General features: G+C 61.8%; 13 protein-coding genes. 5 read left to right on the top strand and 8 right to left on the bottom strand.

The genetic code is table 11. From position 1 onward, the window contains the following. Position 1 precedes the first annotated feature (1 nt). Positions 2-943, bottom strand: a complete 942-nt coding sequence (locus tag C8K61_RS25920; protein WP_108099816.1) for a VOC family protein — start codon at positions 941-943, stop codon at positions 2-4. 278 nt (positions 944-1,221) lie between these two features. Between C8K61_RS25920 and C8K61_RS25925 the strand changes: the two genes are divergently transcribed. Next, positions 1,222-2,145 carry a LysR family transcriptional regulator gene (locus tag C8K61_RS25925; RefSeq protein ID WP_108099818.1) on the top strand — a complete coding sequence of 308 codons (924 nt, stop codon included), beginning with the start codon at positions 1,222-1,224 and terminating at the stop codon, positions 2,143-2,145. A 21-nt stretch (positions 2,146-2,166) separates the two neighbouring features. Here C8K61_RS25925 and C8K61_RS25930 read toward each other — a convergent pair whose 3' ends face one another. Beyond that, positions 2,167-3,399: an NAD(P)/FAD-dependent oxidoreductase gene (locus C8K61_RS25930; protein WP_108099820.1), complete on the bottom strand. Its 1,233-nt coding sequence runs from the start codon at positions 3,397-3,399 to the stop codon at positions 2,167-2,169. 334 nt (positions 3,400-3,733) lie between these two features. Here C8K61_RS25930 and C8K61_RS25935 point away from each other — a divergent pair, with 334 nt between their 5' ends. Then, the gene (locus tag C8K61_RS25935; protein WP_108099823.1) at positions 3,734-4,891 is read left to right on the top strand and encodes a S9 family peptidase; all 1,158 of its coding nucleotides are present in this window, start codon (positions 3,734-3,736) and stop codon (positions 4,889-4,891) included. 184 nt (positions 4,892-5,075) lie between these two features. Here the strand turns inward: C8K61_RS25935 and C8K61_RS25940 are convergent, their stop codons facing one another. Then, entirely contained in the window at positions 5,076-5,453 is a 378-nt protein-coding gene (locus C8K61_RS25940) for a nuclear transport factor 2 family protein (protein ID WP_108099825.1), read from the bottom strand. A gap of 260 nt (positions 5,454-5,713) precedes the next feature. Here C8K61_RS25940 and C8K61_RS25945 point away from each other — a divergent pair, with 260 nt between their 5' ends. Both C8K61_RS25945 and C8K61_RS25950 read left to right on the top strand, forming a co-directional pair. Next, the gene (locus C8K61_RS25945; RefSeq protein ID WP_108099827.1) at positions 5,714-7,063 is read left to right on the top strand and encodes an amidohydrolase family protein; all 1,350 of its coding nucleotides are present in this window, start codon (positions 5,714-5,716) and stop codon (positions 7,061-7,063) included. Between the two features lie 2 nt (positions 7,064-7,065). Then, positions 7,066-7,512 (top strand): heme-binding protein, encoded by a 447-nt coding sequence (locus C8K61_RS25950; RefSeq protein WP_256589561.1) that lies wholly within the window; start codon positions 7,066-7,068, stop codon positions 7,510-7,512. Here C8K61_RS25950 and C8K61_RS25955 read toward each other — a convergent pair. From C8K61_RS25955 to C8K61_RS25965, 3 genes are all read right to left on the bottom strand, one after another. Further along, complete coding sequence (locus C8K61_RS25955; RefSeq protein WP_108099831.1) at positions 7,500-8,423, bottom strand: LysR family transcriptional regulator; 924 nt, start codon at positions 8,421-8,423, stop codon at positions 7,500-7,502. The two genes, C8K61_RS25950 and C8K61_RS25955, sit on opposite strands and share 13 nt — an antisense overlap. A gap of 102 nt (positions 8,424-8,525) precedes the next feature. Then, entirely contained in the window at positions 8,526-9,275 is a 750-nt protein-coding gene (locus C8K61_RS25960; protein WP_108099833.1) for an SGNH/GDSL hydrolase family protein, read from the bottom strand. Then, positions 9,268-9,558: a hypothetical protein gene (locus C8K61_RS25965; protein WP_108099835.1), complete on the bottom strand. Its 291-nt coding sequence runs from the start codon at positions 9,556-9,558 to the stop codon at positions 9,268-9,270. Before C8K61_RS25965 ends, C8K61_RS25960 begins: the two co-directional genes overlap by 8 nt. Before the next feature lie 48 nt (positions 9,559-9,606). Between C8K61_RS25965 and C8K61_RS25970 the strand changes: the two genes are divergently transcribed. Next, positions 9,607-9,786, top strand: coding sequence for a hypothetical protein (locus tag C8K61_RS25970; protein WP_108099837.1), 180 nt, complete (start codon positions 9,607-9,609; stop codon positions 9,784-9,786). A gap of 18 nt (positions 9,787-9,804) precedes the next feature. Here C8K61_RS25970 and C8K61_RS25975 read toward each other — a convergent pair whose 3' ends face one another. Next, positions 9,805-10,947, bottom strand: coding sequence for a sterol desaturase family protein (locus C8K61_RS25975; RefSeq protein WP_108099839.1), 1,143 nt, complete (start codon positions 10,945-10,947; stop codon positions 9,805-9,807). A 189-nt stretch (positions 10,948-11,136) separates the two neighbouring features. Beyond that, entirely contained in the window at positions 11,137-11,385 is a 249-nt protein-coding gene (locus C8K61_RS26790) for a DUF3077 domain-containing protein (RefSeq protein ID WP_158272544.1), read from the bottom strand. Positions 11,386-11,974: the final 589 nt, after the last annotated feature.

Here is an 11,974-nt window from a genome sequence, read left to right on the forward strand (position 1 = left end):
CTCAACCCTGCTTCGGTGGCGGGCCACCCGGCGCCCATTTCTCTTTCGAGGTGAACAGGAACAGCTGCGAGTTATCCGCCGTCAGCGGCGCCACGCGGGCTTCCCAGGCGTCATCGTGTTTGTCCATGTCGGCGTCGTATTCGATGTGGCAACCCAGCGGGCTGTTGAAGTACCAGAACCAGTTCGAGCCAAACAGGTGGCGGCCAGGGCCCCAGAAACTGGTCCAGCCCTTCTGCTCGAAGCGCCGCCCGGCCAGCAGTACTTCGGTACCGCTGCCCATGTGAAAGGTGAAGTGCTCGCAGCCTTTCATGTGCGGCGGGGTCTGGATCATGAACAGGCAGTGGTGGTCGTCGGAACCGGCCGGGCGCATGAACGGACCGGCGCCGACAAAGGTGTCGGTGGTCTTGAAGCCCAGGCGATTGGCGTAGAAGGCCTCGCCCTTGGCGGCGTCCGGAACGAAATACACCACGTGGGACAAGGTGCGCGGCACGGCGGCCATATCCAGGGTGATACCGGGCTGGTTCAGCGGGCGCTGCGGCTCATGACCCGGGGCGTTGCTCAGATCGGCAGGCGCGGTAAACGGCTTGCGCACGGTGAGCTGAAAGGCGATGGCAAAGCCCAGGTCATCGACGCTGTGCACCACGCCCTGCTCATCACGGGTTACCAGGCGGTCGCGGCCCAGTTCGTCTTCGATGGCATCCAGGTCGGCGGCGCTGGCCACGCCATAGATGGTTTCGCGAATCGACGGCGCCGGGCCGATGGCGGCTGGCAGCGTTGGGTCGTCCGCGCGGCGGATGATCACCGCGGTGCCGTCGAGGGCTTCAAAGCGCCCGCCGTTGGCGTCTACGCCCACCGGGTGCAGGCCGTAGTCACGCAGGCAATCGGTACAGGCTTGGATGTCATCGACACCAAAGATCAGGGCGTCAAGGCCAATGATGTTCATGGCTACCACTCCATTGAAATTATGATCCGGCGGTTGCTGGGGGTGCCGGTGGTGGTGTCGGTCACGGCCGACTGCGGCGAACTGTGCCGCCAGCGCAGGCAGCTGACTAATCGCGTGTCGGGATGTGACCTATCGGCAAACGCGATACCTGTTGGCACAGCAGTGCTTGCGGGGAAATGGCTGAAAACGGAAAGGGAGATTTCTTAGGAAGGGTTGACGCGCTGATACTTTGTCCGGAATGTATCGCGAAAATAAATACAACAAAGAGATTGGCCGCCATGCGTTTCAACCACCTGGACCTGAACCTCCTGGTGGCGCTGGATGTATTGCTCGAGGAGCAGAACATCACCCGCGCCGCTGAACGTCTGCACATGACCCAATCCGCCACCAGTGGCGTGCTGGGCCGCTTGCGCACCTATTTCGAAGACGAACTGCTGGTGCAGGTCGGGCGCAAAATGCAGCCCACCCCCTATGCCCTGGAACTCACCGCGCCGGTACGCGAAGTGCTGCTGACCATTCAGAGCTCGATCACCGCCAAGCCGGTGTTCGACCCCAGTACCAGCAAACGCCACTTCCGCCTGGTGACCTCCGACTACCTGATCAGCGTGCTGTTCGCCCAGGTCATCGAACGCATCCACCAGGAAGCGCCGCACATCACCTTCGAAATGATCGGCCCCAGCGACAACTCCGGCGAATTGCTGATGCGCGGTGAGGTCGACCTGATGATCGTGCCCGACCGCTACATCCTCGAAGGCCACCCATGGCAATTGCTGTTCGAAGAGGAGCACGTGTGCGTGGTGTGGAACGGAAACACCCAGGTCGGCGAGCACCTGACGCTGGAGAAGTACATGGAGATGGGCCATGTGTCGGTGGGGTTTGGCCGTACCCGGCACATGAGCATCGAGGAATGGTTTATCACCCAGTACGGCTTTAACCGCCGCCTGGAAGTGATCACCAACGACTTCAACACCCTGCCGCAATTGGTGGTGGGCACCCAGCGTATCGCCACCATGCACCAGCGGTTGGCGCGCTTGTATGCCGCGCATTTGCCCCTGCGGATTTTGCCGCCGCCGGTGAAAATTCCGGTCATGCGCGAAGTGATGTTGTGGCACCGCAGCGTGGATGGCGACCCGATGCATCGCTGGCTGCGCGAGCGCATCAGCGCGTTTATCCAGAGCGTGGATCAGGCCAAAGCTGCCTGACCCACCCCTCATGTAGTGAGGTCAATCCACCGGTTCAAGCACCGCCCGCAGCAGCGCCTGCGCTTCACCGGTCACGCCTTTGCTGATCATTTTCGCCGGCAGGCTGGAGTGATCGAGGAACAGGTCGCGCAGCCGGTTAAGCGGTGCCGGCACGCCGTGATACATCCGCCCCAGGAAGCGCGCGAACGCCGTGGTCTGGTTGGTGTAATCCACCCGCTGCTCGTCATACCGCTGCAAGCCGGCCTGTAGCGCGGCAATGTCACTCAGGTCGCGACCACGCAGGTATTTGGCGAGGAAGAAGCCGTCTTCAATGGCCATACCCGCGCCATACGCGGCATACGGTGAAGTCGGGTGCGCGGCGTCGCCCATGATGGTCACGCGCCCCTTGGACCACGCCTTGAGCGGCTCACGGTATTTCACCACCCAGCGGAACAGGTTATGGGCAGTGTCAGTGGCCGCCAGAATCTCTGGCATGGGGTAACTGAAGTGGCCGATGCGCTCACGCACATAGGCAGCAGGATCGCTGGGCTCGACCTGATTTTCTGCGCATTTTTCCACGAACCACCATTCGAAGCAGTCCTTGTCCTGGTAGCGCAACGGGGCATAGCCCATCTGATAGGCATGGTCATGGCTGATGACGATTTTCTTGCGTTCCGGCCCCTGCAGTTCGCACCAACCCAGCCACACCGCAATGCCCAAGTGTTTGAGTTCGGAGGCGCCCCAGAGCTGTTCGCGTACCTTGGACTGAATGCCGTCGGCGCCAATCACCAGGTCACACTCGTACTGCTGGCCATCGGCAAAGTGCACGGTGGTGACGCCGTCTTTTTCCACGTAATGGGTAAAGCTGTGGCTGGTGCTGATCATGTCGGCGGGCGCGGCTGCCAGCAGGCGTTTGTACAGTTCCGAGCGCATCATGCCGGACTGCCAACCGGTAACGCCGGCCTGTTCCATCAGCGCCATATCAATATCGAAATTAACCCGCACGCGGCCATCGTAACGGCGAAATTCCGGCAGGCCGGCGGCGAAAATATCGTCTACCTGCACACCCAGGCTGCGCAGAATCACGATGCCGGTGGCATTGAGAATGATGGCGCCGCCGAGAGGCCGCAGTTCGGGATTGCGCTCGAACACGGTGACGGCAAAACCGGCTTGGTGCAGGGCTACGCCTGCAGCGATGCCACCGGGGCCAGCGCCAATGATGGCAATGCGTTTGCCTTTGGCTCCGGTGCTGATCGCAGGAGTGTTGTTGCTCATTTATGCGGTTCCTTTTTTGTTGTTATCGAACACCTTGGTCGCACGCCAAGAACAGGAGCTACCGTACAAGCGTTTTCCGCACATCGACCAATCGCATGATTTGTTATGAGGCATCGTCAAACGCGATACCAGGTATCTGGATTTGCGCCTTGAACTGTGAACACGACTCCCGTTTGGTCGGTAGTGTTTGAAGCAGCGGCCGAGGTATCGCCGTTGCCGATACCTCGCATCCCCACTCACGATTGGCCTAATACCTGCCCCCTCCTTACCGTGCCAAAAGCACGGGCCTGCCTGGCCCGCCTTCGTACTGGCTCGCATAAGGACAACAACAACCATGTTCCGCTACTTCCCCACCAACTACGTCTGGAACCTCTCCGTCGACCTGGCCATCGAAATGGGCGCCCGCATGGGCGAGATCGAGGAAATGTGCGCGCCACTGCAAGAGGCTGCCAAACAACCCGACGCCGCCGGCACCAAGGCCTTCCGCGAAACCTGGCAGAAGATGGCCGACAAACTGTGCGGCCTGGCCGAGGAAGACGAAGCCAATGGCCGCCTGCTCTCCGCCGGCGAAAAATACAACCGCGCGGCCACCTACTACCTCACCTGCGAGCGCCTCCAGGCCCATGGCGCCGAAGGTCGCACGGCGCTGTATCAAACCTTCTTGCACACCTTTGCGCGCGGCATCGAGCTGTCGCAAGAGAACTGCGAGCGGGTAGAAATCCCCTATGAGGGCAGCGTGATCTCCGGCCTGCTGGTACGCGCCGAAGGCGTCAGTGGTCCGCAGCCGATTCTGGTGCAGGTGAATGGCCTGGATTCGACCAAGGAAATGAAATACCGCGTCGGCCTCCCCGCCTGGCTGGCCAAGCGCGGCGTCGCCTCGCTGATCATCGACCAGCCGGGCACCGGCGAAGCGCTGCGCCTGCACAACCTCACCGCCCGCTATGACAGCGAGCACTGGGCCAGCCGCGTAGTCGACTGGCTGGAAACCCGCAGCGAGTTCGATGCCAAACGCATTGGCCTGGAAGGTGTGTCGCTCGGCGGTTACTACTGCCCGCGCGCCGTGGCGTTCGAACCACGTTTCGCCTGCGGCGTGGTGTGGGGTGCCAACCACGATTGGCGCGATGTGCAGAAACGCCGTCTGGAAAAAGAAGGCAGCTTCCCGGTACCGCATTACTGGGCGCACGTGCGCTGGGTGTGGGGTGCCAAGGACCAGGACGAGTTCATGGCCATTGCCGAGAACGTGCACCTGGACGGCGTACTCGACCGAATCAAGGTGCCGTTCCTGGTCACCCACGGCGAGCAGGACTCGCAGATCCCGCTCAAGTGGGCGCACCGCACCTACGAGCAACTGGTCAACAGCCCGAAACGCGAGCTGAAGATCTTCACCCCGCGCGAAGGCGGTGTGCAGCATTCGAGCTTTGATAACAGCATCAATGCCGGCCAGTACATTGCTGACTGGGTGGCGGAAAATCTGGGTGGGCGCACGGCCTGAAGATACAAAAACGCCGGTATGTTTGGTGTTTTAACGATCAAGAGCTCGCGGCTAAAGCCCCTCCCACAGAAAACCTCGATTACCTGTGGGAGGGGGCTTTAGCCGCGAAGCCGTTGATCTTGTTTCAGGTTCAATAATTGCGATTTTCAGGTCCGGCCAATCGAGGCTTCAGCCTCGATGCTTTTTAAGCCGGCGAGCGCGTGGCGTGAAACGACGCGATCTGCCAGCCCTGCGTTCCTAATGCCCACACCTGGGTGGCAAAGCCCTCCCCTCTGATTGGCTGATCACCGCCGCGTTTTTGCAGGGTGTTGCACTGCGGCCCGGTCATCACCGCCAGCCCATCACCATAAAACCGCACCTGCAACTCGCCGCGCTCGATGGCCAGGTATTGCACCGCCGTGCGCGCGTAATCGAGGTAGTCGGCCTTGCCTTGCACCAGGCCGGTGGTGTGCACATACACCAGGTCATCGGCAAACAGCTCGGCGACGCGGGCGTGGTCCTCTTCCACCAGCGCTCGGCGACGTTCGTTTTCCAGGTGCAGCAAGTGTTGTTCAACGTTCATGGGTACAGCGCTCCTTGGGTTAAAGCGCGCACCTTAGGCGCGGCGCCAGGGCGGATAAAAATCGTCGATGGCAATGCAAGCCATCGCCACTTGCGATACCTCGCCGCCCTGCTCGTTCGCTGATCGCCAGACCGCGCCACTCCTGAGCTGCGGCGCGTATTGAAGCCATCAATAGCTGGCCATCGACGCAATCTGTTGGCGCCCGAACGCCGTGCTCGGCAGCCTGCCAGCACAACCATAAACACAGTGACCCAACCGTTATGAGCACCCTGCATCTACACTGCCGAACCCTGTTCGATGGCACCGACTTGAACACCCGCCAACAGCAAACCCTGGTGGTGGAAAACGGCCTGCTGAGTTATGTCGGCCCGCGCAGCAGCGCCCCCACGCCCTCCCCTGGCGCTCAGGTGGTGGATGCCGGCGACCACTTCGTGATGCCGGGCCTGGTGGACGTGCACACCCACCTCGCCTTCGGTAATGCGCAGAGCGAGGAAGACATTGATATCTGGACCAGCGACGAATTCCGCGCCCTGCGTGGCCTGTTCTTCGCCCAGCATGTGTTGGCGGCGGGCGTCACCAGCATGGTCTGCCCCGGTGACAGCGGTCAGTTGAGCATTGCCGTGCGCAACTCGATTGCCGCCGGGCTGTTCGATGGCCCGCGGATTGCGGCCAGCAGCCGGGTGATCACCAACCGCCAGAGCCTCAACGACTGGTTCCCCAGCCGCGTCGGCGCCCCCGAGTATTTCACCGCGCGCCTGGTGACCAGCCGCAGCGAAGCCCTGGCCGAAGTGCGCAAGCAGGCCAAGGATGGCGTCGACCTGATCAAGATCGCCATGGACGGTACCCACCGCCGCCCCAACGGCGAAATCATCGCCGCCTTCACCGCCGACGAAACCAAGGAGATGGTCGACGAAGCCCACCGCCTGGGCTGCAAAGTGGCCACCCACGCCTATGGCCGTGAAGCGGTGATGTACGCCGCCAAGGCCGGGGTCGACCTGGTATTTCACGCCTTTTATATGGACGACGCCTGCATCGAAGCGCTGCTGGAGGCCGGCAGCATTCTGGCGCCAACCATGACCTTCCCGCAGAACACCGTGGACTTCTGCCAACCCCACGACCCGGCGATCAGTACCGGTTACGCCGGCTATTGCGCGCGCACCCTGGAGGTTGGCAGCCAGGTGCTGAAACGTGCCAAGGCCGCCGGCATTCCCTTCGCCTGCGGCAGCGACAGCGGTTTTGCCGTGACCCCCTATGGCGAATGGCACGCCCGCGAACTGGAACTGCTGGTCACCCGCCTCGGCTTCACCCCGGCCGAAGCCTTGTTCGCCGCCACCAACGTCGGCGCGCGCTGCATGCCGCGCGGTGAAACCCTGGGCACCTTGGAAGTGGGTAAAAACGCCGACTTCCTGCTGCTCGACGGCTCGCCACTGCAAGACATCCGCGTGCTGCAAGACCGCAGCAAACTCAAAGCCGTGTACAAAGCCGGCCAGCCGGTGCGCATGGACCGCAGCCCTTACAACCCCAAGCAGGTGTCGGATTTCAACTCCCTGAAATGGACCGACCTCTACACCCGCGACCGCGTCGCGCAACTGGGCAAATGGAGCGTTTGACTATGGATGCACTAACTTTTATCAGCGCCGCGCAGATCGCCAGCGCTGCGTTGCAGGCCGCCCGTGAACTGGGCTTGAAACCAATGGCCGCCGCCGTGCTCGACAGCGCCGGCCACCCGCTGGCGGTGTTACGCGATGAGCAGGCGAGCTTTCTGCGCCCGCAGATCGCCACCGGTAAAGCCCGTGGCTGCCTGGGTATGGGTTTTGGCGGGCGTGAACTGGCGCGGCGCGCGGCGGCCATGCCGGCGTTTTTCGATGCGATCAACAGCCTCACAGGCGGCGAAGTGATTCCGGTGGCGGGCGGCGTGCTGATCCGCAACGCCAGTGGCCAGCTGCTGGGCGCGATCGGCCTGAGTGGCGACACCTCCGATAACGACGAACGCTGCGCCCTGCTGGCGATTGCCGCCGCCGGCTTGCAAGCCGATAGCGGCGACCCTCAGGCCAACTGAGCGGCCTGCTCCTGCAGCACCTGACGAAACCAGTTCAGGGCCGGATCGCGGTCCTGATACGGGTGCCACTGCACCACCTGGGTCGCCGCCGGAAACGCCAAGGGTGCCGCCACCACCCGCAACGGATAACGCCGAGCAAACAGCTCGGCCTGGCGGCGAAACAAGGTCGCCACCCGCCGCGTACCGACAAGAAAATCCGGCATCAGGGCAAAGCTTTCCACCGCCACCGCGACCCGACGGGTGATACCCAACTCCTGCAGATGCGCCGCATCCAACGCCAGGTGACGGCCATCGGCAAACTCACGCACCACATGCTCGGCGTCGCAATACGCCGCCAGGCTCAGGCCCTCGGCATACGCCGGCTGATCGGCGCTGACCAGGCAACACAGCTGGTCGGTCAACAACGGCTGATGGGGATAGCTGGCGTTGAGCCGCCGCTGCGGCACTACCACACAGTCACTGCGGCGATAGTCCAGCGCCTCGCTGACCACATCACCGTCACGTGGCATCGGCAGGTCGCGCAGGCTCAACTGCACCTGCGGCGCCAGCCTGGCCAGCTCGCGGCTCACCGCCGGCAACAGCACCGCCGCCACATAGTCGGAGGCCACCAAGGTAAAACGCCGATCACAGTGCTGCGGCGCGAACTGCACCGGCGCATCGGTGATCTCGCGGGTCAGCGCCAGGGCTTCGCGCACCATGGGCAGCAACGCCAGGCCCAGGGTGGTCGGCTGCAAACTGCGGCCCACCTGCACCAACAACGGGTCATTGAAGTGGTCGCGCAGCCGCCCTAACGCCGAACTGGTCGCGGATTGGCCCAGGCACAAACGCTCGGCAGCGCGGGTCACGCTGCACTCACTGAGCAAGGCCTCCAGGGCAATCAGCAGGTTGAGATCAAGGCGGCGGTAACGCATGGGCAGCGCTCAGACAACTTCGGTAGTTGACCCTAAACCGGCGCGGCAAAAGCCACCAATCGGCAATCGCACTGGCAGGTATCGCCGCAGGCCATGGGTCACTTAACCCGCTACCGGCGCCACCAGGCGCCCACCCAGGGAGATCGGGTCGGCAAAATAGCCGCGCAAGGTGGTCGCCGTGTCGTTGGCCCAGAGCGCATACACCGGCGCGCCGGGGTGAAAACCGTCGGCGGCGAGTGAGTCGTGCTGCAACAGAAAGTCGCTGGTTTGCAGCTGGCAATCCACCCGAGAACTGGCCAATTCGGCCAACGCCTGGTTGAACTGTCTGGCCCGGCGGCCCAGGTACCAGCGCAACGGCTGCGGCAATGCCGGGAAGGCGTTCATGGGAGGCACCGGCGCCAATAGCACGTAACGCGCGCCGTATTTCCACAGCAGCAGGTCCAGCAACCGGGCCATGTTCGCGCCCCACTCCTTGGCCGACAGACCGCCGGTAACATCGTTGACGCCCACCGACACCAGCACCGCGTCAAAGGGTTCGGTGGCCGTGCGGTCGACCATGGCCATGACCTGGGTGGTGTCGAAGCCCGATTGCGCCAACAGTTTCCAGGACACCCGATAATCTGCGACCAGATTCGCCACCAACTGCCCACTCAAGGCTTCGGCCTGGCTGGCAACACCCACGCCGGCAGCGGCCGAGTCGCCGAGAATCAGCAGGCGCAAATGCGGACCATCGCCCGCCACACCGCTGCGCTCGCCCGCGGGTTCGGGCAGCTTCGGTGTTACCCGGCGCACGTACAGGCCCTGGATCAGCAGCAGCGGTGCGAGGGCGAGTTTGATCAGGGTTTCAAACATAGGCGCTCTGCCCTGCGCCCTTCACGTAGCTGTTGAGGCGACGTTTGATGCGCAGCACCAGTTGCGGGTCGTCCATGGCTTCCAACTGTTGGTTTACCCAGTCGCGCCACGCGCTTTTCTTTTCGCCGCGGGCATCGAGCAGGCGGCTGCTTTCCCAGGCGGCTTCAACGGCCAACTGCGCCTCCAGCTCGTGTTCGCGCTGATAGCTCTCGAAGCAGCATTGGCGATGCTGCTGAATGGCGGTACGTTCGGCGGCGGGTAACTGGCTGAGGTTGAATGACATGAGCGAATCCCTGTAAGCTGGTTATGCATACAGTATTTGGAGCAAGTGATGAACTGTCAACACGCGTCTGAACACGAGTACAACAAACACCCGCTAAACGCCGAGCAGCAACCCATGGAAATCCCGGATTACCTGCGTCTGGCGAGCTTTATCCAGTACCTGAAAAACGACACCGCCGATGGGCAGCCCATGGGCGGTGCGAGTTATGGCGAGCAGCAACTGGCCTGAGGGCCAGTCAGCGCCCCGTCAATTGGGCTGCGCCGGTTCTTTGCGCTTCAGCGGATAAACCAGCTGCTTCAACATGCCGTTGGGCAAGTCCTTGCCGAACACGCCATAGCGCTTGGGCCACTCGTTCGGCGGCAGCTTGAAGGTGCCGAACAGCATGTCCACCAGCGGCGTGTGGATGGCGTAGTTTTTGTAGATGTAATCGATGTGCCGCGCGTGGTGCCAGTGGTGGTAACGCGGCAACACCAGAATGTAATTCAGCCAGCCACCGTCGATCTTGACGTTGGCGTGGGCCAGCACCGCCTGGATGCCGATCAGAATCACGTAGGCATTCATCGCTTCGGTGGAGAAGCCCAGCAGCATCAACGGCACCAACACCCCGGTACGGGTCAGCAGCACCTCGGCGAAATGCACCCGCGAACCGGCCAGCCAGTCCATGGAAGTGCTGGAGTGATGCACCGCGTGGAATTTCCACATCCACGGCACCACGTGGTACAGGCGGTGCAGCCAGTATTGGCCGAGGTCAGCGACAAACACCGCCATCACAAACTGCACCGGAATCGGCAGGCTGCGCACGAAGCCCTGCACGGTGTCCGACACTGCCCAGCCGGCGAGGAAACTCGACGAGGCAGTGACAAAAATCAGGATGAATTGCACAGCCATATGGCTGACGAAGAAGTAGCACAGGTCGGTGCGCCAATGCGGGCGCAGAATCTTCAGCTCGGGGTCTTTGGCGTAGAGTTTTTCCAGCGGAATAAACACGATGGCCGACACCAGCAAGGCCAGAATGAACCAGTCCAGCCCCAGCGAATACGGCGAGTGGCCGATGCTGTCGAACTGGATATTGGTGCCACCGAGAAACAGCGCCAGGCCCGAACTGACCATCCCGGTAATGCCCAGGCGTTTGCGGTTGTTCAGCAGGATATTGAGGGTGCCCAAACCGAAGGAGGCGGCCAGGCCGATCAGCAGCGCCGTGCGGGCGAACTGCTCGCTGTACACCTTGCGAAATTCGGCAAAGGTCAGCCATTCAGGGAAGATAAAACACAACACCGCGAGCAAACTGAGCAGCCCGGTGGCGGCCGAGATATAGCCGCTGATACGGCCTTCGCCAATGCGAAAGGCCTCGGAGCCGTGGCGGTCGAAATAGGCTTTGATTCGTTGCATGCGCGGGTCTCCTTGTGCGCGGTTTGAGTATCAGATGCCTGGGCAGTCTGATTAATCACATCCATGGGTGAGCGACGTTTGTGTGTCGGGCGCGCCGAGCCGCGTTCGTCTTCACCGGCCACATGGTACGAAAATCGGCGTATTAAAAAGGGGACTTATGTCCCCTTCTGCACGCGTGGCTATTGGCCGTCAGGCCGCTGCGCCTTGGCAGGCTCTGGTCAGTGCTTTGGCCATTTCGCTGAGGGTTTGCAGGATGGCGCGCTCGTGGTCTTTGTTCATGAGTGAGTCGGCGGCGGCCAGGGTTTCGACGTACATCATCAGGTCGGCAGCTCGGGCGAGCGCGTTGTCGATGGGGACGCCGGCGTTGACCAGGAACAGGGGTACGCCGTCGGTGTCGTCGAAGGGTTGGGACGTGGTTAGGTTGGAGTTGTCGTTCATGATGATTACCTTCCGAAAGTTTAGAGGGCAGCCACGACTCGTCGCCAAACGATAGGGTGGCAGCTGTACGCAGGTTGGCGAACCGGTTCGGAAGAACACCGGCATACCCGAAGGTATCCCGCGCACAGCCGCCATAGCTGTGCTGCGGGCACAAAAAAAGCGCCTGCTTCACAGAGATAGGCGCTTATGCGCATCCGAACTTGGGTCGCCAAACCCAATCGCTAATGTGTAGCGACGGCGGGACTATAGGACGGGCTTGGTCGTTATGGCAACGGCTTTTTAGGGCAAAAAACGTCTGCGGGAAATGTCGCGCGTAGGGTGTGCTATGCGCACCGGCTGTTGGCTTTTGCTTTTGTGGAGTTCTTCTTTATCGCGTGCGCTGGGCGTTTTGTTTCGCGCCTTACGCGCGAGTTTCTTTTTTCAGTCGTCGGTGAGCCGAACCATAAAAAAAAATCCAAAAAATCTTGCCCCAACCTCGGCCCTACGCTGCGCTTCGGGTCCCCTTGTAAGCTAAATTCAACCTGCTTCAGACCGTGGTTCCCTTTGGTTACGAGACCGTGAGGGAGCATGGGTCGAAGCAGGTTTCTCT

Origin of the sequence: Pseudomonas sp. GV071 (assembly GCF_003050835.1) — a bacterium.
Classification (GTDB): Bacteria; Pseudomonadota; Gammaproteobacteria; order Pseudomonadales; family Pseudomonadaceae; genus Aquipseudomonas.

Coding starts and splice junctions, on each gene's coding strand:
- C8K61_RS25970 (WP_108099837.1), top strand. CDS start 9,607: ATGAACTGTCAACACGCGTCTGAACACGAGTACAACAAACACCCGCTA.
- C8K61_RS25940 (WP_108099825.1), bottom strand. CDS start 5,453: ATGAACGTTGAACAACACTTGCTGCACCTGGAAAACGAACGTCGCCGA.
- C8K61_RS25955 (WP_108099831.1), bottom strand. CDS start 8,423: ATGCGTTACCGCCGCCTTGATCTCAACCTGCTGATTGCCCTGGAGGCC.
- C8K61_RS26790 (WP_158272544.1), bottom strand. CDS start 11,385: ATGAACGACAACTCCAACCTAACCACGTCCCAACCCTTCGACGACACC.
- C8K61_RS25960 (WP_108099833.1), bottom strand. CDS start 9,275: ATGTTTGAAACCCTGATCAAACTCGCCCTCGCACCGCTGCTGCTGATC.
- C8K61_RS25920 (WP_108099816.1), bottom strand. CDS start 943: ATGAACATCATTGGCCTTGACGCCCTGATCTTTGGTGTCGATGACATC.
- C8K61_RS25945 (WP_108099827.1), top strand. CDS start 5,714: ATGAGCACCCTGCATCTACACTGCCGAACCCTGTTCGATGGCACCGAC.
- C8K61_RS25975 (WP_108099839.1), bottom strand. CDS start 10,947: ATGCAACGAATCAAAGCCTATTTCGACCGCCACGGCTCCGAGGCCTTT.
- C8K61_RS25925 (WP_108099818.1), top strand. CDS start 1,222: ATGCGTTTCAACCACCTGGACCTGAACCTCCTGGTGGCGCTGGATGTA.
- C8K61_RS25950 (WP_256589561.1), top strand. CDS start 7,066: ATGGATGCACTAACTTTTATCAGCGCCGCGCAGATCGCCAGCGCTGCG.
- C8K61_RS25930 (WP_108099820.1), bottom strand. CDS start 3,399: ATGAGCAACAACACTCCTGCGATCAGCACCGGAGCCAAAGGCAAACGC.
- C8K61_RS25965 (WP_108099835.1), bottom strand. CDS start 9,558: ATGTCATTCAACCTCAGCCAGTTACCCGCCGCCGAACGTACCGCCATT.
- C8K61_RS25935 (WP_108099823.1), top strand. CDS start 3,734: ATGTTCCGCTACTTCCCCACCAACTACGTCTGGAACCTCTCCGTCGAC.